Below are 23,871 nucleotides of genomic sequence, written 5' to 3' on the forward strand. Positions count from 1 at the left end.
GCGGGCCCAGCCACTCGAGGGAGTGGCCGGGCCCTGCGGCAGTGAGCACTGCCTGCGGAGGGGTCAGCTCTTGAAGGCGTCCTTGACCTTCTCGCCGGCCTGCTTGAGGTTGCCCTTCGCCTGGTCGCCGTGGCCCTCGGCCTCGAGGCCCGGATCGTCGGTGGCCTTGCCGACCTTCTCCTTGGCCTTGCCCTTGAGCTCCTCGGCCTTGTTGTCGATCTTGTCGTCCGTACCCATGGTGACCCTCCGTTCGTCAGATGCGCGCAGCATCGATGCCTCCCAGGCCTACCCCGTGAGCGGTGATCCCACACACCTCGGCCTCCGACCGGGACTTTCCGGGCGCGATCCTCAGCTCGGCCTCAGAAACCGTTCGTACGTTCGGGGTCATGCCCACTGCACTCGTCACGGGGGGTAGCGCCGGACTGGGCGCGGCCTTCGCCTGTCGCCTGGCCGCGGACGGCTATGACCTGGTGCTGGTCGCCAGGGACCGCCACCGCCTCGAGCAGGTGGCCGCGGCGCATCGCCGCGACCACGGGGTGTCGGTGGAGGTGCTGGCCGCGGACCTCACCGAACCGGCGGGGCTGGTTGCCGTGCAACGCCGGCTCACCGACGGGACCCGGCCCGTGGACCTCCTCGTGAACAACGCCGGGGTGGAGAGCGACGGCGAGTTCGTGGACGTGGACGTGCACGACCTCCAGGAGGAGATCGACCTCAACGTCACCGCGGTGCTCCGGCTGACCCGCGCCGTGCTGCCGGCCATGATCAGGCGCGGCGACGGTGCCGTGGTGAACGTCGCCAGCTTCGCCGGCTACCTCGCGGCCCGCGGGTCGGCGTACGGCGCGACGAAGGCGTGGGTGCTCGCGTTCACCGACACCGTGGCCGCCACCCTGCCGGGGACCGGCGTGCAGGTGATCGCCCTGTGCCCCGGGCGCCTGCGCTCCGACGAGCCCGGCCACGTGAAGCAGGGCCGCTCCGCGCTGTGGCTGGACCCGCAGATGGCGGTGGACCGCTGCCTCGCCGACCTCGCCCGCGAACGGACCCTCTCCACGCCCGGCCTGGTCTACCGGGCCGTGGTCGCGACGCTGGAGCTGCCGAAGCGGACCCTGCGGTCGATGGCCCGGCTCGTGGGACGGGGCCGTGAGCAGCGCCGCGTGCCCCGCGGCACCGACACGACGATGCGCCTGGCCGGGTAGCGGCAGCCCTACTCGGTGACGCCGGCGAGGCAGAGACAGAACGGGTGGCCGGCGGGGTCGAGGTAGACCCGGAAGTACTTGCCCGGCTGGTGCTCGTGCTTGCGGGCACCGATCGCCAGCACCTGCGGCTCGGCCGCATCGAGGTCGGGCACGTCGAAGTCGAGGTGGATCTGCTGCGGCAGCTCGTCGCCCGGCCACTGCGGCGGCACGTGGCCGGGGGCCCGCTGGAAGGCGAGCGCGACGCCGCCCTGGGCGGCGAGCTGCACCCAGTCGTCGTCGGACCGCTCGATGGGAGCGCCGGACAGGGCGCTGTAGAACTCGGCCAGGGCCCGTGGGTCACGGCAGTCGAGGGCGATGGCGCTCAGCGTGGCGATTCCGGTGGTAACGGTCGTCATGCCCGGGACGGTAGCGGGCGCCCCCGACATTCCGGGCGGGGTGGAGCGGGAGGGCCGCAATCGGGGGAGGGGTGTCAGCGGGGGCGCAGGACGTAGGCCGTGTAGCCGTAGTCGGCGCCGTACGTGCGCCGGACGTCGATCTCCCACCCCGCCACCTCGTGCAGGACCGCCGGGTCGACCCCCTGGCTCCGCAGCGCCTCGACCCGCGCGGCGAGCGGGTCGTAGTAGGCCGCCCAGTCGGAGTCGGGCAGCAGGTACGTGGCCGCAACGGTCCAGCCGGCCTCCTGGGCGGCTCGGACGTTGGCGTCGGTGCGGCGCATGCCGGGGTAGTCCGCGTCCCAGAACGCGCGGGCCCCGGCGGCCGGTTCGGCGGTGGTCCACTCGCACTCGGTGAGCACCAGCACGCCGCCGGGCGCGAGTAGGCGCCGCCACGCGGCCAGCGCCTCGTCGAAGCCCATGTTGTAGGCCGATCCCTCGGCCCACAGGAGGTCGGCCGAGCCGTCCGGCAGCGGCAGGTCCTGCATCGGGGCGACGAGGGGACGCACCCGGTCGGCGAGGCCCGCTGCCGCCGCGTCGGCCCGCAGTCGCTCGAGGAACGGTTCGTGGAGGTCGACGGCCACGACCTCGGCGCCGATCTCCTCGGCCAGCAGCAGGCTCGCCGGTCCGGTGCCGCAGCCGATGTCGACCACGCGTGGCCGGTGCGCCACCGGAGCGGCCAGCCGCAGCAGCAGGCGGGCGGTGGCCGCCGACCCCGGCGCCTGCCGGGGCAGGCCGTCGTGCGCCTGCCAGAAGATCTCCGAGGTGCTCATGGCGCAGACCTGACCGCACGTACGGGGTGTTCGTCCAGCGATTTCGGACGGTCGTGCGGATGGTGGCGTCAGGGGGACTGCGCCTCGCCGCGCCGGCCCACCAGCCGGGCCAGCGCCGGGGCCACCAGCAGCATGGCGATCAGCCGCAGCACCTGCACGGCCACCACGAAGGTCGCGTCGGCGCCCGCGGACACCGCCGTGGCCAGCACCGCGTAGACCCCGCCCGGCGTGGTCGCGAGGTAGGCCTCCAGCGGGGTGGCTCCCGTGAGGTGCGCCAGGAGCAGCCCGAGGCCCGCGCAGGCGACGATCACGGCGACGATCAGGGCGGTGGCCAGCGGCAGCACCCCGACGACCATGCGCAGGCTCTCCCGGGTGAACCGCACGCCCGCCTGCCACCCGATCACGGCGTACGCGACCTCGACGACCAGCGTGGGCGGGGTCGCCCCGAACGACCACCCCGCCAGGTTCAGGGCGATCGCCACCGCCATCGGGCCCAGCAGCCCGCCGGCCGGAACCCGCGTGACGTGGGCCAGTGCGAGCCCGGCAGCGGCGCAGAGCACCAGGAACCCGACGTCGACGAACCACGGCGGCCCCCCGGTGTCCGTGCCCGCCGCCGTCGTGGCGGACGCCCCGAACACCAGCGCCGCCACGATCGGCATCGACGCGGTGACCAGGCCGACCCTCAGGTACTGCACGACGGCCACGACCCGGTCGTCACCGCCGAGATCGCGGCTGATCGCGACCAGTCCGGACGCGCCACCCGCGGTGAGCGCGAGCATCCCGGTCAGCGGCGTGACCCCGGGACGCAGCCCGAGGAGCAGGCCGGCACCCATGCTGAGGGCGAGCGTGCCCACGCTCACCAGCAGCACCGGCAGCCAGTCGGCGGCGAGCCCGGTGAGCGTGGAGGGCTGCGCGAGCACGCCGATGACCACCCCGATCACCGCCTGGGCCAGCGTGGTGGCCGAGCGCGAGACCCGGGCGGGTGCCCAGCCGGCCAACGCGAGCCCGGTGGCGACGATCAGCCCGGCGAACAGGGCGGGGGACGGCACCGCCGCCACCGCCATCCCGGCGGTCACCACCGCGGTGAGCGCAACCAGCAGTGCCCAGCGTGCCCACCCGCGCGATCTCATCGGGGACGATCCTCGGTCACCGGTGGCTTCGGGCGCATCCCGGGCGACGCCGACATGCACCCCCAGTGACGAGAAGAACAGCCCGGGAGGGGGGAGCGGTCCGGGCTACTCCACGCCGCCGCCGGACTGCTCGGCGCCTGCGATCCACACCGTCTTCGCGTTGACGAACGCGCGCGGGCCGAACTCGGCGAGCTCGCGGCCGTAGCCGGAGTCCTTCACCCCGCCGAACGGGATCTCCGGCGTCGACTCCGTGAACTTGTTGATGTAGATCATCCCGGTCTCGACCTCGGTGACGAACCGCTCCTGCTCGGCCGGGTCCCGGGTCCACGCGCTGTCCCCGAGGCCGAACGAGGAGTCGTTGGCGATGCGAATGGCGTCGTCGGCGTCACGCGCCCGCCAGAGCAGCGCGACCGGCCCGAAGAACTCCTCCCGATGCCCCGGGGACCCCTCCGGGATGTCGGCGAGCACCGTGGGCGGGTAGAAGCTGCCCGGCCGGTCGAGCGGCTTGCCCCCGGTGAGCAGCCGCGCCCCGGCGGCGACCGTGTTGTTGACCTGCTGGTGGAGAGTCTCGACGCCGTCGGGGGAGGCGAGGGGCCCGAGGTCGGTGTCATCGTTCATCGGGTCGCCGACGGTGAGTGCCTCCATCCGCTCCACCAGCCGGCGCTCGAACTCGTCGGCGACGTCGGTGTGCACGATGAAGCGCTTCGCGTTGATGCAGGACTGACCGTTGTTGAGGGTCCGGGAGACGACGGCGTTGCCGATCGCGTCGTCGAGGTCCGCCGAGGGCATCACGATGAACGCGTCGCTGCCGCCGAGCTCGAGCACGCTGGGCTTGATGGCGCGACCCGCCACCGCGCCGACCTGCCGGCCCGCGCCCTCGCTGCCGGTGAGCGTCACGGCCCGGACCCGGGGGTCCTCGATGATCGCCTCGATCGCCCCCGAGCCCACGAGGAGCGTCTGGAACACGCCGTCGGGCAGGCCGGCCCGCCGCAGGACGTCCTCGATCGCCAGCGCCACCTGGGGAACGTTCGAGGCGTGCTTGAGCAGCCCGACGTTGCCCGCCATGAGCGCGGGGGCGGCGAACCGGAACACCTGCCAGTACGGGAAGTTCCACGGCATGACCGCCAGTACCGGTCCCACCGGCTCGTAGCGGGTGAAGATCCTCGCTCCCTGCCCGCTCGGCACCTCGCGGGGGACGTCGGCCAGGATCTGCTCGGCGTGCTCGGCATACCAGCGGCACCCCTTGGCGCACTTCTGTACCTCCGCGACGGACGAGGCGAAGGTCTTGCCGACCTCCAGCGTCGCGATGCGGCCGAGCTCGTCGGACTCGGCGTCGAGGATGTCGGCGGCGCGCCCGAGCAGCCGCGCCCGCTCGGCGAAGGTGGTCCGCCGCCAGCTGCGGAACGCGTCCGCGGCCCGCTGCAGCTTCTCCTGCACCTGGTCGGCGGACAGCTCATCGAACTCGCGGACCGTCTCTCCGGTCGCCGGGTTGGTGGTTGCGATGGCCATGCCCTGATCTACCCGCGCCGCCCCACGGACAACCCCCGGACCCGGCGCGCGGACCCGACGCGCGGACCCGACGACCGGCCCCGTTCCCGGGTGGGAACGGGGCCCGTCGAGGGGTGGCGTCGTGGCGCTGCGCGGGCGTACCCGTCAGCTCGGTGACGCGTTCTGCCGCACGTTGCCGACCGAGTCCTGGGCCTGGCCCTGCACCCGTTCGGCCGCGGCGCGGCCTTCCTCGGCGACGGTCCGGCCGGCGTCGGTGGCGGTGGACCGCACCGACTCGACGGCCTCCTGCGCGGGCTGCGCGAGGTTGTCCTTCACCTCGGCCGCCACCTGCTTGGCCGCCTCCGCCACCGGCTGGCCCGCCCGGTCCTTCGCCTGGCTCGCCAGCTCCTGCTCGCGCCTGCTGGCCGGGAGCAGCGAGGAGATCAGCCACCCGGCGCCGAAGGCGATGAGCCCCGCGGCGAGCGGGTTGCCCTGGGTCTGCTGACGCAGGGCGTGTGGCGCATCCGCCACGGCGCCGGCCGCCGTCGACGCCGCGTCGGAGACGGTCGACGCCGCCGACGAGGCCGTGTCGGACACGCTCGACGCCGCCGTGGACGCGCTGCCGGAGACCGAGCCGGCCACCTGGCCCGCGGTGTCGCGCACGCCGCCGCCCTGCCCTCCCCAGCCGCTCCCGGTGCTCGACTGAAGGGGGTTGCTGCCCATCACCTTGTCCTTCCAGCGGCCCGCGGTGCCGCGGACCCGCTCCACGCGACGTTCGACGATGCGCCCCGGTGTCACCTTCTCGGTGAGAGCGTCGACGTTCGTGCTCAGGTTCGCCTGCGTGCGCTCGATCTCCCGGCGGATCTGGTCGGGGTCGTCGGTGTTGACGGCCGCGCCGGTGCCGGGGGCCGGCTGTCCGCTCAGCCCGTAGTTCTCGCGGGTTCCGTAGTTCTCGGTCACGGCGTGTCTCCTCGGTGGCCCTTGAGGGCGTCGGGAACGTTGCTGAGGGTGTCGACGGTGCGTTCCGGCTTGGGGTGCACCTCACGGAACTTGCTGCGGCCGGTCGTGTAGAGCACCGCGGCGATCACCGCCCACACCGCCGCGACGATGAGCCCGGCCCAGCCGGCGTCCATCACGTTCGACAGACCGGCCCAGGCGGCGATCGACAGGAACAGCAGGACGAAGTAGCCCGCCAGTGCGGCGCCGCTGAAGGCTCCGGCCGCCTTGCCGGTCTTCGTGGCCTCCTGCTTGAGCTCGGCCTGGGCGAGCGCCAGCTCCTGACGCATGAGCGTCGACAGGTCGCGGGTGACGTTGCCGACCAGCTCGCCGACGGGCACACCGGCCACGTCGGGTGCCGGCGAGCCGACCCCGGTGGTGCCCGATGCGTGGCGTCCGGCGTCGGGGTGCACTCCGGCCGGCGGCGGAAATGCGCCCGCGGTGCCGGTCGGCGGAGTCGGGGCGGTCATCGCGACTGCCCCTGCTGCGGGTCGCCCGGGTACCGGGGACCGTCGTGACCTGCGGTGGTGCCGCGCTCCACGTCCTCGACGTACTCACCGACCGTCGTCGCGCTCGAGCGCGGTGCGGGTGCGGGCGGCACCGTGGGGGGCACGCCCGGACCGGACGGAGCGGGGTAGCCGCCGCCGGCGGGCGGGCCGCCGGGAGCCGGGTAGCCACCCGGTCCGCCGGGAGGCGGGCCGCCGGGAGCCGGGTAGCCACCGGGCGCCGGGGGCGGCGGTGCGCCGCCGGGACCGCCGAGCGGCGGTCCGTAGCCTCCGCCCACGGGGGGCGGGGGATAGGACGGCGCAGGCGGCGCGGCCGGGTACCCAGGGGGCGGGCCGGCAGCGGGATACGGGGCATCGGGATGGGACGCGCCGGGATACGGCGCAGCCCCGTCCGTGGGGCCGGTGTTGCGGTTCGCGTCGACCGCACCGCGGGTCAGCCGTCCGGCCAGTACCCCGGCGATGGCCGCGCCGACCAGGAACGCTCCCGGGCGGCGCCGGGCCAGCCCGCGCACCTCGTCGAGCAGGTCGCCGGGCTCCCGGCGGCCGAGCCAGTCGGCAGCACCGCTGACCCGCTCGGCAGCCTGCCTCGCAAGCTCGGAGGCCGTGCCCTGCTGACCGCCGCTCTCGGCCATCTGGTGCAGCTCGTCGGCGAGGGCTCGCAGCCCGTCGGTCGCCTTCTGCTGTCCGTTGCGGGCCTGCTCGGCGGCCTGTCCGCGGACCTCACCGAAGAGGTCCCGCGCCTGACGGCGGGCCTCCTCGGCGACCTCTCCCGCCTGTTGCGCAGCGGTGCCGGCGACGTGTTTGCCTGCCTCGGTGCCCGTGCGGCCCACCTGGGCCGCCTCGTCCCGGGCGACCTGGGTCGTCGAGGTTTCGGTTCCCGAACCGGTGGCCCCTACCGGCGGGCGTCCGCTCGTCTGCTGAGTCATCGAGCAGCTCCTGTCGTATGTGGGACGTCGATACCGGCACGCCTACCCGGCGTGTCGCGGCGCAACCACCGATCGGCTGATTCGGACCGTTCGGACCATCGACGTCCGGCCCGCTGCGCGGGCTACGCCGAACCGGTGGTCCGCGCGTGCCGTTGGCCACGTTTCGGTGGCACGGGGGAGAGGCAATCCGCCGACATGACGGGGGCGGGCACGGTACGGACGGACGTTCCGGCCCGGATGGACCGCCTCCCGTGGTCACGCTGGCACTGGCTGGTCCTGCTCGGCCTCGGCACCGTCTGGATCCTCGACGGCATCGAGGTCACGATCGTCGGGGCGCTCGCCGAGCGGCTCACCGAACCCGACAGCGGGCTGGCGCTGTCGGAGACGCAGGTGGGTCTGGCGGCCTCGATGTACGTAGCGGGCGCGGTGATCGGTTCCCTGGTCTTCGGTCATCTCACCGACCGCCTCGGTCGCAAGAAGCTGTTCCTCGTGACGCTCGGGCTCTACCTCGCGGCCACGACCGCCACCGCGTTCTCCTTCGACGCCTGGTTCTTCCTGCTCATGCGCTTCCTGACGGGAGCGGGCATCGGCGGGGAGTACGCCGCGATCAACTCCGCGATCGACGAGCTCGTCCCGGCCCGCATCCGCGCCAGGGTGTCGCTCGCCGTCAACGGGTCGTACTGGGGAGGGGCGGCGGTCGGCGCGGCCCTCACGCTGCTGCTGCTCGATCCCGCACTGTTCCCCGCCGACATCGGCTGGCGGCTGGCGTTCGGCCTCGGCGCCGTCCTGGGCCTGGCGATCCTGGTGGTGCGCCGGCACGTGCCCGAGAGCCCCCGCTGGCTCTACACCCACGGCCGCAACGACGAGGCCGAGACGCTGGTGGGCGAGATCGAGCGCGCCATCGAGCGGGAGACGGGGACGCCGCTCGCACCGGTGCACGACACCCTGGAGGTCAGCCAGCGCCGCAGCACCGGGTTCGGCGAGATCGCCCGTACGGTGCTGCGCACCTATCCGCGGCGCACGCTGCTGGGGCTCGCCCTGTTCGTCGGCCAGGCGTTCCTCTACAACGCGGTCTACTTCACCTTCGCCCTCGTGCTGGCCACCTTCTTCGGGGTCCCGAGCGCGAGCAGCGGGCTCTACCTGATCCCGCTGGCGCTGGGCAGCCTCGTCGGGCCGCTGGTGCTCGGGCGGCTGTTCGACACGGTCGGACGGCGCACGATGATCAGCATCAGCTACCTCGGGTCCGGTGTGCTCCTCGTGGGCACCGGGTGGCTGTTCTCGACGGGCGCGCTGTCGGCGTGGACCCTCTCCGGTGCCTGGGCCGCCATCTTCTTCCTCGCCTCCTGCGGGGCCAGTGCCGCCTACCTCACGGTGTCGGAGATCTTCCCGATGGAGATCAGGGCGATGTGCATCGCGCTGTTCTACGCGGTGGGCACCGGCCTGGGCGGCATCGTCGGGCCCGTGCTGTTCAGCAGCCTGGTGGCGACGGGCCGGCCGGGGAGCGTGGCCGTCGGCTACTACATCGGCGCCGCCGTGATGATCATCGGCGGGATCGCCGAGCTCGCGCTGGGCGTCGAGGCCGCCGGGCGGTCGCTGGAGGACATCGCGGCGCCGCTGTCGGCGAGCCCGGCCCGCGCGTCCGGTGCCGGGGCGGACCACGACCACGACCGGGTGCCCCCGCCTCCCACGCGGCCCCGCACGTACAACGCGGACCCGGTCGACGACGACCCCGAGCGCGACCGGGAGCTGGGGGCGCTACTCGAGGCGTTGCGCACCGGGCCGCTGGAGCGCTCCGAGCTGCAGGCGAGAGCCGGAGCGCACGACTGGGCTCCCGGCCGGTTCGCCGCCGCCCTGCACCACGGGCTCGCCACGGGCGCCCTCCTCCCGGACGGCCCCGACGGCTCCCACGCCTCTGCCGATTCCGACGGTGCCCCCGGCCGGGTGCGGGCCCGCTACCACGACTGAGCGCGAGATCACGGCCCCTCCGACCGGGTGGCACGGTTGCGCAGGGGGTCGGGGGAGAGCATCGTGAACAGGAGCCGGGGGGTTGGTGGTGCCCCACATCTTCCGCCACCACCGGATGGTGGGTGACCGGATGACGCGTCGCTTCGAGGTCGCCTCTCTCGGCTCCGAGATTCCGCAGCCACGGTCACCCGTGTCGCCGCGGTCCGACCTGCTCCGGGTGTCGATCGCCGAGCCGCGGCCAGGAGTGCTCGTCATCGCCCCGGCGGGTGAGGTGGATCTCTCCACGGCCGGGCTGCTGCGCAAGGCGGCCTACGACGCCGTCGAGTCGGGCCCCGACCGCCTCGTGGTCGACCTGTCCGGCCTGTCGTTCTGCGGCTCCACCGGGCTCGTCGTCCTGATGGACACCCGCGGCCACGCGTACTCCCACGGTGTCTCGTTCCGCACCGCGTCCGCGGCGCGGCCGGTGCGCCGGGTGCTGGAGATCACCAACCTGCTCGACGTGCTCGGGTACCGCGACGATCTCGACGAGGCGCTCGCCGCACCCGACGACTGACCGCCGCGGGCGCCGTCGCTACGGGCCCTCGGCCACCTGGTCCGCCGCCTCGGCCCCCCGTTCGCCCAGCGGCACCGGTTCGCCCCTCGTGGTGTCGCGGCGGGTCTGCCGCTCGGCCTCCGCGTTGATCTCCGCGCCGAGCAGCACGATGTAGCTGGTCAGGTAGAGCCACAGCATCAGCACGACGACGCCGGCGAGCGCGCCGTAGGTCTTGTTGTAGCTGCCGAAGTTGTTGACGTAGAGGCTGAACAGCACGCTGCCGATGAGCCACAGCACGGCCGCCACGAGCGCGCCGACACTGACCCAGCGGAAGCGGGGCGCGTCGCGGTCGGGCGCCACGCGGTAGACCACCGCCAGCGCGCCGATCACCACCGCCGCCAGCAACGCCCAGCGGACCACCTGGGCCACGACCAGCCCGACGGCCCCGAGCGGCAGCGCGTCGAGCAGGGGCGGCACCACCGCCACGAGCGTGAGCGCCACGAGGACGAACACGATCGCCCCGAGGGTGAGCAGCAACGCGAGGCCGCGCATCTTGAGGAAGCCTCGCGTCTCCTCCTCGTCGTAGGCGAGGTTGACCGCCTGGATCAGGTTCCCGGTGCCGCTCGACGCCGACCACAGCGCGGCCAGCAGCGACACCACGAGGCTCACCCCGAGGGCGCCGCCGCTGGTGGAGACCACGGAGTTGAGCTGGTCGGCGATGAGCGGCCGGGTCTCCTGCGGGAGGGTGCCGGCGAGGCTCTCGACCTGGCCGGCGACCTCGCCGGGGTCGGCGATGAGCCCGTAGAGGGTGATCGCGGCGATCAGAGCGGGGAAGAACGCGAGGAACGCGAAGAACGCGACGCCGCCCGCCAGCATGGGAACGTGGTCCGCACTGCTCTCCTTGAAGGCGCGGCGAACGACCTGCCACCAGCCGCGCGGGGGGATCTGGACCGGCGTCTCCGCCTCCTGGCCGAGGGAGCTCCGGGTGGGACTGGACACGTAGATCCTCCTGCGGGGTGCCGTCGTCCGGCGGTGCTGCCGTTCGGTGGCGCCGCCGTTCCCGTGCGGATAGCCGCTGGCGGCGGTCCCAACCCTCCGGACCGCCGCCGATCCGCTGTCTCCGGTCGGGGCCGTCCCGCAGCAGCGTCGGGATCTGGTGGATCGCGGACTTGCCGGACCCCGTGTGGAGCACGGCCAGTACGTCGTGCCGGCCGGCCGCGTGCTCCACGGCGGCGGGCGTACCCCGGCCGGAACCGGCTCACTCGCCGTCGTACGGCCCGTTTTCCTGCGCTTATCCGGCCCGACGTGGGGTACTCCCCGCGGTGGAGACAACGAGGAGCACGTGTCCGGGACATCGGCGCCCGCGTCCACCGTGATGACGAGGAGTAGTAGTTGGTCGCGGAGAGTAGCAGTTGGGCTCGTGGTGTTTGATCGCCGCCCGACGGGCCACACCCGCGACGTGAACATCGTCCTGTGGCACGTGCACGGATCCTGGACGACTGCATTCGTTCAAGGGCCACACCGATACCTGTTGCCCACACTGCCCGAGCGCGGGCCCTGGGGCGGAGGGCGGCCGGAGGCGTGGGACTGGCCGGCAGGCGCCGTCGAGACGGCTCCGGACCGGCTCGCCGACGCCGAGGTGGACCTCGTCGTTCTCCAACGTCCCGAGGAGCTGGAGCTGGCGCAGCGGTGGCTGGGCCGCGTCCCCGGCCGCGACGTGCCGGCGGTGTACCTGGAGCACAACGCGCCCCGGGAGCACGCGGCGACGAGCCGGCACCCGATGGCCGATCGCAGCGACCTGACCATCGTCCACGTCACGCACTTCAACCGGCTGATGTGGGACTGCGGCACCACCCCCACCACGGTGGTCGAGCACGGGGTGGTCGACCCCGGTCATCGCTACACCGGGGATCTCCCGGCTGCCGCCGTGGTGGTGAACGAGCCGGTGCGCCGCAACCGGGTCACCGGCACCGATCTGCTCCCGCGCTTCGCGCGCGGTGCCCCGCTCGACGTCTTCGGGATGGGCACCGACGATCTGGCCGCGAGGCTCGGGCTGGACCCGTCGACACCGGTCCGCGGCCTGGGCGACCTGCCGCAGCACCGCATGCACGCGGAGCTGGCCCGCCGCCGGGCGTACCTGCACCCGCTGCGGTGGACCTCGCTGGGCCTGGCGCTCATCGAGGCCATGCACCTGGGCATGCCCGTGGTGGCCCTGGCCACCACGGAGGCCCACGAGGCCGTGCCGTCCGGCACGGGTTACTGCTCGACCGATCCCGACCGGCTCGCGATACAGCTGCGCGAGCTCATGGCCGAACCGGAGCTCGCCGCCCGGATGGGCGGTGCCGCCCGCCGGCACGCCCTGGAGCGCTACGGACTGGACCGGTTCCTCGCCTCCTGGGAGGACGTCCTGCTGCGCGCGACCGAGGGCCGCCGCCCGGCCCGGCGTCCGATGGCCGGCGCCACCACCGCCACCACCGCTACGACAGGAAGGAGCTGATGCCGATGCGTATCGCGATGGTGTCCGAACACGCCAGTCCCCTCGCCGCCGTGGGTGGGACCGACGCCGGTGGCCAGAACGTGCACGTGCTGGAACTGAGCTCGGCTCTGGCCGCAGCGGGGCACGACGTGACGGTCTGGACCCGTCGGGACGATCCCGCGCTCCCGGACGCGGTGCCGCTGCGTCCCGGAGTGGTGGTCCGGCACGTGCCGGCCGGGCCACCCCGGCCGCTGCCCAAGGACGAGCTGGTGCCGCACCTCCCGGCGTTCACCGACGTGCTGAAGAGGGCCTGGGCGAGCGCCCGTCCCGATGTCGTGCACGCGCACTTCTGGATGTCCGGCATGGTGGCGCTGGCCGCGGCAGCGGGCCGGATCCCCGTGGTGCAGACCTTCCACGCACTCGGCAGCGTCAAGCGCCGCCACCAGGGCCGCGACGACACGAGCCCGGAAGGGCGCGTGCGCGCCGAGGTCGCCGTCGCCCGGACGGTCGACCGGGTGCTGGCCACCTGCACCGACGAGGTCTTCGAGCTGGCCAGGCTCGGAACGCCGCGGCGGCGTATCACCGTGGTGCCCTGCGGGGTGGACACCCGGCTCTTCACCCCCGACGGTCCGGTGGCCGAGCGGTTCGAGCGCCCCCGTCTCGTCTCGCTCGGCAGGCTGGTGCGGCGCAAGGGCGTCGACGAGGTGATCGAGGCGATGCGCCGGCTTCCCCGCGCCGAGCTGATCATCGCGGGGGGCGCCACCGCCACGAACGGAGCCCAACCCGCCGGCCCGGACGCCGACCGGTTGCGGGCGCGTGCGGCCGCGGCAGGGGTGGCCGACCGCGTGCGGCTGATCGGGCCCGTGGCCCGCAAGGACGTGCCCGCCCTGCTGCGCTCGGCCGATGCCGTCGTCTGCGTGCCGTGGTACGAGCCGTTCGGCATGGTGGCGCTCGAGGCGATGGCCTGCGGACGCCCGGTGGTGGCCAGTGCCGTCGGCGGCATCCAGGACACCGTGGTCGACCAGGTCACGGGCCTGCTCGTCCCACCACGCAAGCCGGACGTCCTCGCCGCGGCGCTGCGCGACCTGCTCGGATCCCCGACGCGGGCAGCCGCGTTCGGCATCGCCGGGCGCGACCGGGTGTTGGCGCGTTACGACTGGGAGCGGGTGGCCGCGTCGACCGCAGTGGTCTACGACGAGGTGATCGCGACCCGGAACGGCCGAATCAGGGCCACGGACTCCGACGCCGCCGGGATGGACGCCGAGGTGGACGCCGCCGAGATGGACGAGTTCGACACCGAGACTGCCGGAGCGCTGCGGTGAGCGCCGTGACGACCCCGGTCACCCCCGAGGCTCCCGTCGCGGACGTGCTGACGAGCCTGGCCGACCACGTCGACCGGCTCGCGGACGCGTTGCCCGCCCTGCGCCGGGCGCGCCCCGTCCTCGCGCGCTGGGGTGACGTCCTGGCGGGCCGGCTGCTGGGTGGGGCCAGGCTGCTCGCCGCGGGCAACGGGGGAAGTGCCGCGGAGGCCCAGCACCTCACGGCGGAGCTCGTGGGCCGGTTCGACCGCGAGCGGCGCCCGCTGTCGGCGATCGCGCTGCACGCCGACACGTCCAGCCTGAGCGCGATCGGGAACGACTACGGCTACACCGAGGTGTACGCGCGGCAGGTGCGCGGCCACGCCCGTCCCGGGGACGTGGTGCTCCTGTTCTCCACGAGCGGCCGCAGCGAGAACCTGCTCGCCGCGGCCGGGGCGGCGCATGAGGCCGGTGCCCTGAGCTGGGCCCTCACCGGCCCGGGCCCGAACCCCTTGGCCCGCATGTGCACGGACGCCGTGTGCCTGCCGGGGGACGCGGCGACCGTGCAGGAGATGCACCTGGTAGCCCTGCACATGCTGTGCCGGGCGGTCGAGCGGGGGATCGAGGTGCGGTCAGCCCTGGCGCTGCCGGGCGGGGAGACCATCGACTGAGGCGAGCCAGTCCGGCACGAGCCGGCCCGTGTCCTCGGTGACCGACACCAGCTGGGTCAGCGTCGGGTGACCGGCCGCGAGCAGGGCGCTGTCGGTGCCCGGCTCCGGTTTCTCACCGACCTCCATCTCCCCGAGGTGCATGCTGTCGTCCCCGATGTCGTCCACCCGGGTCTGCACGGTGCCGAACGCGGCCAGCCGGGCGTGCCGCAGCTCGCGCTGCTCGCCCGGTGGGAGGTCGGGCACGTTCAGCGACAGCACGGTGGTGGGTGGGGCGGCGAGGAGCAGCTCCAGCACCCGGCCCAGCACGCCGTCCACCGCGTCCCAGTGCCGGTCGCCCGTGGGGTGCAGCGCCACGTCGAGGCTCACCGCGAGACCACGGGCGTCGTTCACGGCCGCGGTCAGGGCCGCTCCGACCGTGCCGGAGTGCAGCACCGCGCGTCCCACGTTGGCCCCGTGGTTCACCCCGGACAGCACCAGGTCCGGTGCCGGATCGAACCAGCCGTGCAGCGCGGCCACGACGATGTGCGCCGGTTGGGCCTCGACCGCCCATGCCGGCACGCCAGGCAGGTCGGGCAGCTCCCGACGGCTCATCACCGTGCGTCCCTCGCGGCGCACGGCGGTGATGGCCGCGCTCGCACCGCTGGCCTGTTCGGCGGGCGCTGCCACGACCACGTCCAGCCCGGCCGCCAGCGCGGCCCGCGCGAGCACGGTCAGCCCGACGGAGTCGATCCCGTCGTCGTTGGTCACCAGCGCCCTCATGGCCCTCCTCAGTTCTTCCACTCGACGAGCTCGACGCGTTCGGCGAGCGTCCGGATCGCATCCTCCCCGCCGGTGCCGAGCCCGCGCCGCACGACGTTCAGTGCACCGCACGCCGCGCCGGTGCGCAGCGCATCCCGCACCGGCTCGCCGCGGACGAGCGAGGCGACCACCCCGGCCGTCATCGAGTCGCCGGCGCCGCGGGTCTCGGCGGGCTTCAGCTCCGGGACACGGATCTCCAGCACGGCACCGTCCCCGTCCCCGTCGGGCAGGAGGGCGAGCGCGGGCTCCGCGGCGCGCGACACGATGACCAGGCCCGCGCCCTCGGAGCGCAGCTGGTGCATCGCGGCCACGAGCGCATCCGGGTCGTCGCTGTCGGCGCGGCCGTCCGCCAGCAGCTCCTCGTGGCTCACCTTCAGGACGAACGGGTTGCCCTCCAGCACGGCGTCGAGCCGCTCGCCCGCGAGATCGGCGGCGACACGGCAGCCGTTGCGGGAGAGGTCGGTGGCCAGGCGGGCGTAGAGGGTCGCGGGGATCACCTGGTCGGAGTTCGGGCCGCCGAGCAGTGCGGTGCCGTGGGTGATGCCCTCGCGCAGCATCATCTCGTACAACGCGTCCTGCTCGTGGCGGTCCAGCGGCGCGCCGGGTGCCTCGGCGATGGGCTCCCGGTCGCCGTCGCGGCGGTCGTGCACGTAGCCGCCGTTGCGGGAGTCGACGTGCACCACGCGCAGCTCCACGCCCTCGCTCGGGAGCAGGTGCCCGAGCACGTCACCCGTCTCGCCACCGAGAGTGGTGCACAGCACCACCGGCACGCCGAGGGTCGAGATCATCCGGGCCTGCCACACCGCCTGGCCGCCGGCGTGCACATGGATGTCGGGCACGCCGGCCCGGTCCTCGATGGTGACGGTGAGCAAGGGGGACGGGGCGAAAACAACGACGCTGGGTGGCATGTCCGGTTCGTACCCCGATCGAGGACGGGGTACGCCACGGACCGCGACGGCCGCGCTCACTCCGGTTCGGGTTCGGAGGGGGGCGGGTCCTCCTCGGGCCCGTCGTCGTCCCCCGCCTCCAGCGCGTCCGGGTCGAGGGTGTCCGGGCTGTCGCCCCCGTCGAGGGTGGGCCGCGCGGCCTCGGCGGGCTCGTGCTCCGGCTGCTGGTGAGAGGTCATCGAGCGGGGTACCCCGCAGCGCCGCGCGACCCACCACCCAGAGGTTCAGGAAAGCCACTTTCCTGCCCTGTGCGGGCGGCAAAGTGGCTTTCCTGAACCGCGCGGAGCCCGGTCAGGAGAGGTTGATGATCTCGCCTGCCGCGTCCAGGTCGATCTGGTGCGCCGCCGGGTGCGCACCCAGGCCGGGCATGGTGCGCATGTCGCCGCAGATCGGGTAGATGAACCCGGCGCCGACGGACGCGCGTACCTCGCGCACCGGCAGCCGCCATCCGGTCGGCGCCCCCGTCAGCGACGGGTCCGACGAGATCGACAGGTGCGTCTTCGCGATGCACACGGGCAGGTGGCCGAAGCCGTTGCGCTCGTAGGAGTCGATCTGGCGGGCGGCGGGTGGGGCGTAGTCCACGCCGTCGGCGCCGTAGATCTCCCGGGCCACGATCTCGATCTTCTCCCGCAGCGGGGCCGACTCCGGGTAGAGGAACCGGAACTCCGACGGCTCGTCCGCCGCCTGGGCCACGGCCCTGGCCAGGTCGGTGGCGCCGCGGCCGCCGTCGGCGAAGTGGGTGCACACCGCCGAGCGGGCGCCCATCGACGCCGCGATCTCGGCGATCGCGGCGTGCTCGCTGGGGTGGTCGCCGGGGAAGGCGTTGATCGCGACGACCGCGGGCACCCCGTGCACCCGGATGTTCTCGATCTGCTTGCGCAGGTTGGCGCCGCCGATGTGCACCTCGTCGGGGTTCTCGGCGAGCAGCGCCTCCGGCAGGGGCCGCCCGGCCACGATGCGGTGCTTGCCCGAGTGGGCCTTGAGCGCCCGCACCGTGGTGACGACGACCGCCGCGTCGGGGGTGAGGCCCGACGCCCGGCACTTGATGTTGAAGAACCGCTCGGCGCCCATGTCGGCGCCGAAGCCGGCCTCGGTGATGAGGTAGTCGCCCGAGTGGATGCCGATCAGGTCGGCGACGACCGACGAGTTGCCGTGCGCGATGTTGCCGAAGGGGCCCGCGTGCACCAGCACGGGCGTGTTCTCCAACGTCTGGAGCAGGTTGGGCGCCATCGCGTCCCTCATGATCACGGCCATCGACCCGGCGCCGCCGATGTCCTCGGCCGTCACCGGCTTCCCGTCGCGGGTGTAGGCAACGACGATGCGGCCGACCCGCTCGCGCATCTCCGGCACCGACCGGGCGAGGGCGAAGATCGCCATCACCTCGGACGCCGCGGTGATGTCGAACCCGGTCTGCCGCGGCAGGCCGTCGAGCCGCGAGCCCAGCCCGACGACCACGTTGCGCAGCGCCCGGTCGTTGACGTCGAGCACGCGGCGCCAGGTGATGTTGTGCTGGTCGATCTCGCTCTCGTTGCCCTGGAACAGGTGGTTGTCGAGCACCGCCGAGAGCATGTTGTGCGCGGCCGTGACGGCGTGGAAGTCGCCGGTGAGGTGCAGGTTCAGCTGCTCCATCGGCACGACCTGGGAGTAGCCCCCACCCGCGGCGCCGCCCTTGATGCCGAACGTCGGCCCCATCGACGGCTGCCGGATCGCGATGGTGGCGCGCTTGCCGATGTGGTGCATCGCCTGGCCGAGCCCGACGGTGGTGGTGGTCTTGCCCTCGCCCAGCGGCGTCGGGGTGACGGCGGAGACCACCACGTACTTGGCGCGCGGCCGGTCGGCGAGCTCCTCGATCGCGTCCAGCTCGATCTTCGCCACCTGGCGGCCGTAGGGCGTGACGAGGTGCGAGCCGATCCCCATCCCGGCGGCGATGTCACCGAGGGGGAGGAGCTTGGCGGCTTTCGCGATCTGCAGGTCGGAGGGGAATCCGCCCATCAGGCGAGCCCCGCCGCTGCGCGCAGCTCGGCGGCCTTGTCGGTGCGCTCCCACGTGAAGTCGGGGTCGTCCCGGCCGAAGTGCCCGTAGGCGGCGGTCTTGCCGAAGATCGGGCGGTCGAGCTGCAGCTGACGGCGGAACGCCGCCGGGCGCAGGTCGAAGTGCTCGTCGACGAGCTTGCGGATGATGGCGGGCGACACCTGCTCGGTGCCGAACGTCTCCACCAGAACCGAGAGCGGCCTGGCCACCCCGATCGCGTACGCCACCTGCACCTCCACCTTGTCGGCGAGCCCGGCGGCCACCAGGTTCTTCGCCACGTACCGAGCAGCGTAGGCGGCGGACCGGTCGACCTTGGAGGAGTCCTTCCCGGAGAACGCGCCGCCGCCGTGGCGGGCGAAGCCGCCGTAGGTGTCGACGATGATCTTCCGGCCGGTGAGGCCCGCGTCGCCGACGGGGCCGCCGATGACGAAGCGGCCGGTCGGGTTGACGTAGTAGTTGTCCCTGAGGTGCTCGGCGGAGTACAGCTCGGCCGGGATCTCGCGGGTGACGACGTGCTCCCAGAGGTCGGCGCGGATCTGTTCGGTGGAGACCTCCTCGGCGTGCTGCGTGGAGATCAGGACCTTCTCGACGGCGACGGGGACGCCGTCGCGGTAGCGCACCGTGACCTGTGTCTTCCCGTCCGGGCGCAGGTAGGGGAGCGTGCCGTCCTTGCGCACGGCCGCCAGCCTCCGGGAGAGCCGGTGCGCGAGCGCGATCGGCAGCGGCATGAGCTCGGGGGTCTCGCGCGTGGCGAAGCCGAACATCATGCCCTGGTCACCCGCGCCGGCGCTGTCGAGCTCGTCCTCGGAGAGCTTGCCGCGATGCTCGTGGGCCACATCGACACCCTGGGCGATGTCGGGGGACTGCTTGTCCAGCGCCACCATCACCGCGCAGTGCCTGCCGTCGAACCCGAAGGCGCCGTTGTCGTAGCCGATCTCACAGATCGTCTTGCGGACGACCTCGGCGAAGTCGATGGTGGCCGTCGTCGTGATCTCGCCCGCCAGTACGACGAGGCCGGTGGTGATCAGCGTCTCGCAGGCGACACGGGAGGCCGGGTCCGCGGCGAGCGCCGCGTCGAGGATCGCGTCCGAGATCTGGTCGGCCATCTTGTCGGGGTGGCCCTCGGTGACCGACTCGGACGTGAAGAGGTGCTCGTTCTCGGCCAGGGGGATCACGTGTTCTCCTTCGGGATACGGTCGCGGACGGCGGCGGCCGCGGTGGTCATGGCGTGCAGCTTCGCGCGGGCGGCGCCGGCGGGCACGTGGCGCAGCCCGCAGTCCGGCGTGACCACGATGCGGTCGGCCGGCACCACCTGCAGGGCTCGTTCGATGCGCTTCTCGATGACGTCGACGGGCTCGACGTCGGCCGTCTTCACGTCGAGGACACCCACGCCGAGCGTGCGCTCCCACCCGTGGCGCTCGATCAGCTGCAGGTCTTCGTCGCCCTTGCGGGCGAACTCGAGGAGCAGCTGGTCGACCGCGGCGTCCAGGACGGCGGGGAACAGGAAGTCGTAGTGGCCCTCCCACAGCGGGCGGGCGTAGCGGTTGCCGTAGCAGACGTGCAGTGCCCAGGTGACCGGAACATCCTCCGTGACGATGTTCACCGCCTCCACCGCGAGCCCCACGTCCTCAGGGTGCCCCGCCAGCAGCGGCTCGTCGATCTGGAGGAGCTGGGCACCCGCCCCGGCCAGCGCGCGGGCCTCGGCGTTGAGCACGCGGGCGAGCGCGCGCACGAGGTCGGCGCGGTCGGGGTAGGCACCGCAGCGCAGCCGCTGCGACAGGGAGAACGGCCCGGTCATCGAGAACCGCACCGGACGGTCGGTGTGGGCGAGGGTGAACTCCAGGTCCGGGACCAGCCCGAGCACGCCGGGACCGGGCTCCGGGAGCGGCCGGGGCAGCTCCAGGTCGAGGTAGTCGAAGTAGAAGGCCTTCACGGCGTCGCGGACCTCGACGCCGGGCACGCGGACGAGCAGGTAGTCGATGTCGTTGTCGCGACGCAGCTCGCCGTCGGACACGATGTCGATGCCGGCCACCTCCTGGTCCTTCAACGCGGCCTTCACCGCCATGTCGTGCATGTCCGCGAGCTGGCTGCGGCTGACGCTGCCGTGGTGGACGCCGGTCTTCGCGCGCTCCAGCCAGTCCGGCACGGACCATGATCCGATCACGGTGGTGGGGAGCAGCAGCCGGCCCGTCCCCGGGGTGCCGCCGCCGACCGCGGCCGGGCGCTCCGGGGTCGCCGCCGCTACTTCCGTGACCCCGGCCGTCACCACGCCCATCAGTCCCTCACGTCCGCCGTCATGGTGATGATGTTGCTGCCGTTGCGCCGGAACGGCGCGAACGAGACGTCGAAACCCTTGCGGGCACCGATGTGGGCCAGCAGCGGCCCGTTCACCCAGTTCACCACGGACCCGTCGTACTTGCCCGGACCGCGGAACCCGCTGCGGTACTGGTGCGGGTCGGTGACGACGATGTCGTGGCACTGCAGCCTGCCGTAGGGGTGCAGCAGCGGCAGCGTCTCGGCGAAGCTGGTGGCCGCGCCGTTCGAGACGTGCATCCGGACGTCGCCGCCGGTGGCGAGCAGGGGCCGGAGCAGCTCGCCGCTGATGCCGGGTGCGATCTCGTACGTGTCGAGGCCGTGCAGCGGGACGTAGCGCTCCTGGAGCTTCAGCGACTGCCAGCACTCCCGCCAGAACTGCACCGCGGCGGGTACGTCGGCGAAGTGCTGCGGGTAGGCCTCGGCGAGCAGGGGCGGCCCCAGGCGCAGCAGCTTCTGCACCAGTGCGCCGAGTGTCTCCGGCTCGATCCCGAGCCCGGCCGCGATCGCCGTGGCGTCGGTGTCGGGGAGGTAGGCCCGCGCCTCGACGAGGTGCTCGCGCTGCCCGATCGTGGCGATCTCGTCGGTGGGCAGGTTGTCGTAGACGTTGGAGATGTAGACGAAGAACACCTTGAAGCGCAGGAACGCGAGTGAGGTCAGCGGGCGCTGCGCGTCGAGGACGAACGAGCTGACGTGCTCGGCGTGGTCGCAGACGGTCGCCCTGGCCAGCTCCAGCACGTGTGGCGAGTAGTCGCACATGAGGTAGTGCAGGCGCCGGTAGTACTCCCGGCCGTGGGCGCGGTCCATCTCGACGAAGGTGTCGAGCCACGTACCGGCCTGGTTGCCGTTGCCCACCCCGAGCTCGACGACGTAGAGCTCCTCGGGCAGGGCCCGGCGGTCGGCGAGCGAGTCCCAGATCGCGAAGAGCTTGCCGATGGTCTCCCGGACCGGCTCGAGGTGGCGCGCGTCGCTCTGCCCGCCCGGCAGCGCCGACTCGTAGCCCTGCCCGGTCGCCTCCTCCCACAGCTGCAGGTGCTGCCAGTACAGGGAGTTGAACGCCCAGATCGCGCTGTCACGAGTGGGCCCCCACTCCTCGAGGGTGAGGTGCCGCGACCCCGTGCCACCGCTGTGGTGGGCCCGCAGCGCGGCGGCCACGCCGGAGGTGACGGCGTCCGCTCCGGTCCCCGAGATCCCGCGCAGGTCCAGGGCCAGCTCGGGAGGGCCGCCGCCGACGACCGGGCGCAGCTCGACGGGGGTGCGGAAGTTGTTGCGGTACTGGACCCAGTCGGCCACCACCCGGAGCCGGGACAGGTCGGTGACCGGCCCGGCGTCGTCGGTCTCGGTGGTGAGGGCGCCGAACACCGGGGCCAGTGCCGCGGTGAGATCCACCGCGTTCTTGCCGCGCAGCCGGGCCGCCGGCCGGATCTCAACCAGCACGAGCACTCCTCTCCAGGCCGGCCCGCTCGAGGATCTCGGGGATCCCGCGCTCGTAGCCGAAGGCCATGACGTGCACCCCGGCGACACCGGGGATCTCGCGCAGCGCCTGGATGGTCTCCACGCACAGCGTCACGCCCTCCGCCGCGACCCGGTCGGCCGGGACGCCGCGGAGCCTGCGACCGACCTCGTCGGGGACGTGGACGCCGGGCACCTCCGTGCGGATGAACTCGTAGGCGCGCAGCGACCGGATCGGCCCCACTCCGGCGAGGACGGCGCAGCGGGTGTCGAGGCCGCGGTCGGCGACCTCGGCCATGAAGCGGGCGAAGGCCGGGACGTCGAACACGAACTGGGTCTGGCAGAACTCGGCGCCCGCGGCGACCTTCTTGCCCAGCCGTGCGGCCCGGAAGCCCGCAGGCGGGGCGAACGGGTTCTCCACCGCACCGATGAGGAAACCCGGCCGGGGGTCGACCGGCCGCCCGGACAGCAGGAGCCCGTCGTCGCGCATCGTCCTGGCCGCCCACACCAGCTGGACGCTGTCGAGGTCGAACACCGGTTTCGCCTCCGGATGGTCGCCGAAGACGGGGTGGTCGCCGGTGAGCAGCAGCACGTTGGGGACGCCCAGCGTCGCGGCGGCGATGAGATCGGACTGCAGCGCGATCCGGTTGCGGTCGCGGCAGGTCAGCTGCATCACCGGCTCCACCCCGGCCTCGGCGGCCAGCAGGCTCCCGGCCAGGCTGGACAGCCGGACGTGCGCGCCCTGGTTGTCGGTGACGTTGGCGGCGTCCACCCAGCCCCGCAGCAGCGCGGCCGAGCGCGTGATCGCGGTGCGGTCGACCCCACGGGGCGGCCCGATCTCGGCGGTGACCGCGAACCGCCCCGACGCCAGCGCACCGCGCAGGCCCCGCGCCGCGGGCAGCCGCGGCGGCGACGTCGGTGCCGGATGCCGGGCCTCGCCCGCCCGGCCCATCACCGGCTCACCCGCGGCAGGCCGAGGTCCACCGGTGGCCGGTGCACGGCCGGGGGAGCGGCCAGCCCGTCGTCGCCGGTCCAGAGGTGCTCGTCGCGGCCGAGCCAGTAGCTGACCCAGGAGCTCGTTCCGGCCAGGCGGTGGTCGACCGGGCGCTGCAACCGGGCGAGGTCGGCAGCCCGTCCCGCGCTCTCGGCGCGCTCGTGGGCGATCAGCCAGACGCAGCGCTCACCCGGGTACACCTCGCACTCACCGAGGGGGGACACCCCGCCGCAGGGACCGTTGCGCAGCTGTTTGGGGCACGTCATCGGGCAGGCGTAGCCGGTGGCGGGGAGTGCGCACTGCCCGCACATGCGGCAGCCGAAGAGGCGCTCCTTGCTGCGGCGCTCGGAGGCGGTGAACACGCGCAGGGCGCGCGGTGACCGTTCCAGCCAGCCGGCCAGCCTGCGGTGGGCGCCACGCGGACGCAGCACGGGAGCGAGGCGGTAGGTGGCGCGGGCCGTGGGTCGCGGTGCGGTCGGGTGCGGCAGGTCGGACACCGGTGGCCTCCCCTTCGAGTCGCCAGCCCGTCGAGTCGCGGAGGGCGTGTGATTTGTGGCCGATCACAGCCGCCCGGATTCTCAGCACGCCGTATTCGACGCGCCTCCGGCCGCACGTTCGGTGGCCACCATGGCGCGGGCCACCACGGGCTTGAGGTGCCTCGGCAGCGCGGCGCTCCCGGCGCGCAGGTGTGCCACCGCCGCCCTCAGCGCGGTGATCTCCTCCCGCAGCTCGGCGATGAGTGCCTGGTCAGCGGCGGCACGCTCGGTGTCGGCGTGGCCCGAGATGCGCTGGAGCTCGCGCAGCAGCGGGCCGATCGGCGAGTGGTCGGCGCCCGTTCGCACGTCCGGTCCGGACCTCGAAGTCGTGTCCACGCCTGCTCCTCCGGCTCGCCGTCCTGATCGCTTCCGGGGACGTTATCCAGCCCGTGGTGCCGATCACATGTGCCGGAAC

General features: G+C 73.4%; 25 protein-coding genes. 6 read left to right on the plus strand and 19 right to left on the minus strand.

Annotated features, from left to right (window positions below):
* Window positions 1-63 precede the first annotated feature (63 nt).
* The gene (locus tag ACQPZA_RS17200; protein WP_169400487.1) at window positions 64-237 is read right to left on the minus strand and encodes a CsbD family protein; all 174 of its coding nucleotides are present in this window, start codon (window positions 235-237) and stop codon (window positions 64-66) included.
* Window positions 238-386: 149 nt separating this feature from the next.
* Between ACQPZA_RS17200 and ACQPZA_RS17205 the strand changes: the two genes are divergently transcribed.
* Window positions 387-1,193, plus strand: coding sequence for an SDR family NAD(P)-dependent oxidoreductase (locus ACQPZA_RS17205; protein ID WP_433282241.1), 807 nt, complete (start codon window positions 387-389; stop codon window positions 1,191-1,193).
* An 8-nt stretch (window positions 1,194-1,201) separates the two neighbouring features.
* Here the strand turns inward: ACQPZA_RS17205 and ACQPZA_RS17210 are convergent, their stop codons facing one another.
* From ACQPZA_RS17210 to ACQPZA_RS17240, 7 genes are all read right to left on the minus strand, one after another.
* Window positions 1,202-1,588: a VOC family protein gene (locus ACQPZA_RS17210; RefSeq protein ID WP_433282244.1), complete on the minus strand. Its 387-nt coding sequence runs from the start codon at window positions 1,586-1,588 to the stop codon at window positions 1,202-1,204.
* A gap of 74 nt (window positions 1,589-1,662) precedes the next feature.
* Entirely contained in the window at window positions 1,663-2,397 is a 735-nt protein-coding gene (locus ACQPZA_RS17215; RefSeq protein WP_433282245.1) for a class I SAM-dependent methyltransferase, read from the minus strand.
* Window positions 2,398-2,465: 68 nt separating this feature from the next.
* Window positions 2,466-3,527 carry an AbrB family transcriptional regulator gene (locus ACQPZA_RS17220; RefSeq protein WP_433282247.1) on the minus strand — a complete coding sequence of 354 codons (1,062 nt, stop codon included), beginning with the start codon at window positions 3,525-3,527 and terminating at the stop codon, window positions 2,466-2,468.
* A gap of 105 nt (window positions 3,528-3,632) precedes the next feature.
* Window positions 3,633-5,036: an NAD-dependent succinate-semialdehyde dehydrogenase gene (locus ACQPZA_RS17225; protein WP_433282249.1), complete on the minus strand. Its 1,404-nt coding sequence runs from the start codon at window positions 5,034-5,036 to the stop codon at window positions 3,633-3,635.
* Window positions 5,037-5,180: 144 nt separating this feature from the next.
* Entirely contained in the window at window positions 5,181-5,975 is a 795-nt protein-coding gene (locus ACQPZA_RS17230; protein ID WP_433282251.1) for a DUF3618 domain-containing protein, read from the minus strand.
* Entirely contained in the window at window positions 5,972-6,481 is a 510-nt protein-coding gene (locus tag ACQPZA_RS17235; protein ID WP_433282253.1) for a phage holin family protein, read from the minus strand. Before ACQPZA_RS17235 ends, ACQPZA_RS17230 begins: the two co-directional genes overlap by 4 nt.
* Window positions 6,478-7,443 carry a hypothetical protein gene (locus ACQPZA_RS17240; RefSeq protein ID WP_433282255.1) on the minus strand — a complete coding sequence of 322 codons (966 nt, stop codon included), beginning with the start codon at window positions 7,441-7,443 and terminating at the stop codon, window positions 6,478-6,480. Before ACQPZA_RS17240 ends, ACQPZA_RS17235 begins: the two co-directional genes overlap by 4 nt.
* Before the next feature lie 237 nt (window positions 7,444-7,680).
* On the opposite strand from ACQPZA_RS17240, the gene ACQPZA_RS17245 reads away from it, so the two are divergent.
* Window positions 7,681-9,408 carry an MFS transporter gene (locus ACQPZA_RS17245; RefSeq protein WP_433282257.1) on the plus strand — a complete coding sequence of 576 codons (1,728 nt, stop codon included), beginning with the start codon at window positions 7,681-7,683 and terminating at the stop codon, window positions 9,406-9,408.
* A gap of 85 nt (window positions 9,409-9,493) precedes the next feature.
* Complete coding sequence (locus ACQPZA_RS17250; RefSeq protein WP_433282846.1) at window positions 9,494-9,961, plus strand: STAS domain-containing protein; 468 nt, start codon at window positions 9,494-9,496, stop codon at window positions 9,959-9,961.
* 18 nt (window positions 9,962-9,979) lie between these two features.
* Here ACQPZA_RS17250 and ACQPZA_RS17255 read toward each other — a convergent pair whose 3' ends face one another.
* Window positions 9,980-10,939, minus strand: a complete 960-nt coding sequence (locus tag ACQPZA_RS17255; RefSeq protein WP_433282260.1) for a YihY/virulence factor BrkB family protein — start codon at window positions 10,937-10,939, stop codon at window positions 9,980-9,982.
* Window positions 10,940-11,399: 460 nt separating this feature from the next.
* On the opposite strand from ACQPZA_RS17255, the gene ACQPZA_RS17260 reads away from it, so the two are divergent.
* Genes ACQPZA_RS17260 through ACQPZA_RS17270 form a run of 3 tightly spaced genes read left to right on the plus strand, consistent with a single transcriptional unit; the run spans window position 11,400 to window position 14,385 of the window.
* The gene (locus ACQPZA_RS17260) at window positions 11,400-12,437 is read left to right on the plus strand and encodes a glycosyltransferase (protein WP_433282262.1); all 1,038 of its coding nucleotides are present in this window, start codon (window positions 11,400-11,402) and stop codon (window positions 12,435-12,437) included.
* Window positions 12,438-12,442: 5 nt separating this feature from the next.
* Window positions 12,443-13,738, plus strand: a complete 1,296-nt coding sequence (locus ACQPZA_RS17265) for a glycosyltransferase (RefSeq protein WP_433282265.1) — start codon at window positions 12,443-12,445, stop codon at window positions 13,736-13,738.
* Window positions 13,739-13,794: 56 nt separating this feature from the next.
* Window positions 13,795-14,385: a D-sedoheptulose-7-phosphate isomerase gene (locus tag ACQPZA_RS17270; RefSeq protein ID WP_433282848.1), complete on the plus strand. Its 591-nt coding sequence runs from the start codon at window positions 13,795-13,797 to the stop codon at window positions 14,383-14,385.
* Here the strand turns inward: ACQPZA_RS17270 and surE are convergent.
* The 10 genes from surE to ACQPZA_RS17320 all read right to left on the minus strand — a co-directional run bounded on the left by surE (window position 14,347) and on the right by ACQPZA_RS17320 (window position 23,792).
* Complete coding sequence (gene surE / locus ACQPZA_RS17275) at window positions 14,347-15,144, minus strand: 5'/3'-nucleotidase SurE (protein ID WP_433282267.1); 798 nt, start codon at window positions 15,142-15,144, stop codon at window positions 14,347-14,349. The two genes, ACQPZA_RS17270 and surE, sit on opposite strands and share 39 nt — an antisense overlap.
* A gap of 8 nt (window positions 15,145-15,152) precedes the next feature.
* A complete protein-coding gene (locus tag ACQPZA_RS17280) occupies window positions 15,153-16,091 on the minus strand; it encodes a 1-phosphofructokinase family hexose kinase (RefSeq protein ID WP_433282269.1) in 939 nt (312 codons plus the stop codon).
* Window positions 16,092-16,147: 56 nt separating this feature from the next.
* Window positions 16,148-16,309 carry a hypothetical protein gene (locus ACQPZA_RS17285; protein ID WP_433282271.1) on the minus strand — a complete coding sequence of 54 codons (162 nt, stop codon included), beginning with the start codon at window positions 16,307-16,309 and terminating at the stop codon, window positions 16,148-16,150.
* 112 nt (window positions 16,310-16,421) lie between these two features.
* Entirely contained in the window at window positions 16,422-18,122 is a 1,701-nt protein-coding gene (locus tag ACQPZA_RS17290) for a formate--tetrahydrofolate ligase (protein WP_433282273.1), read from the minus strand.
* Window positions 18,122-19,327: a methionine adenosyltransferase gene (gene metK / locus ACQPZA_RS17295; protein WP_433282851.1), complete on the minus strand. Its 1,206-nt coding sequence runs from the start codon at window positions 19,325-19,327 to the stop codon at window positions 18,122-18,124. The genes ACQPZA_RS17290 and metK overlap by 1 nt, the downstream gene beginning before the upstream one ends.
* Before the next feature lie 5 nt (window positions 19,328-19,332).
* The gene (locus ACQPZA_RS17300) at window positions 19,333-20,436 is read right to left on the minus strand and encodes a hypothetical protein (protein WP_433282276.1); all 1,104 of its coding nucleotides are present in this window, start codon (window positions 20,434-20,436) and stop codon (window positions 19,333-19,335) included.
* Window positions 20,436-21,911 (minus strand): SAM-dependent methyltransferase, encoded by a 1,476-nt coding sequence (locus ACQPZA_RS17305; RefSeq protein ID WP_433282278.1) that lies wholly within the window; start codon window positions 21,909-21,911, stop codon window positions 20,436-20,438. Before ACQPZA_RS17305 ends, ACQPZA_RS17300 begins: the two co-directional genes overlap by 1 nt.
* The gene (locus ACQPZA_RS17310) at window positions 21,901-22,878 is read right to left on the minus strand and encodes a methylenetetrahydrofolate reductase (protein ID WP_433282853.1); all 978 of its coding nucleotides are present in this window, start codon (window positions 22,876-22,878) and stop codon (window positions 21,901-21,903) included. Before ACQPZA_RS17310 ends, ACQPZA_RS17305 begins: the two co-directional genes overlap by 11 nt.
* Complete coding sequence (locus tag ACQPZA_RS17315) at window positions 22,878-23,417, minus strand: methylenetetrahydrofolate reductase C-terminal domain-containing protein (protein WP_433282279.1); 540 nt, start codon at window positions 23,415-23,417, stop codon at window positions 22,878-22,880. Before ACQPZA_RS17315 ends, ACQPZA_RS17310 begins: the two co-directional genes overlap by 1 nt.
* A gap of 81 nt (window positions 23,418-23,498) precedes the next feature.
* A complete protein-coding gene (locus tag ACQPZA_RS17320) occupies window positions 23,499-23,792 on the minus strand; it encodes a hypothetical protein (protein ID WP_433282281.1) in 294 nt (97 codons plus the stop codon).
* Window positions 23,793-23,871: the final 79 nt, after the last annotated feature.

This window comes from Pseudonocardia xinjiangensis (genome assembly GCF_050948425.1).
Lineage (GTDB): Bacteria > Actinomycetota > Actinomycetes > Mycobacteriales > Pseudonocardiaceae > Pseudonocardia > Pseudonocardia xinjiangensis.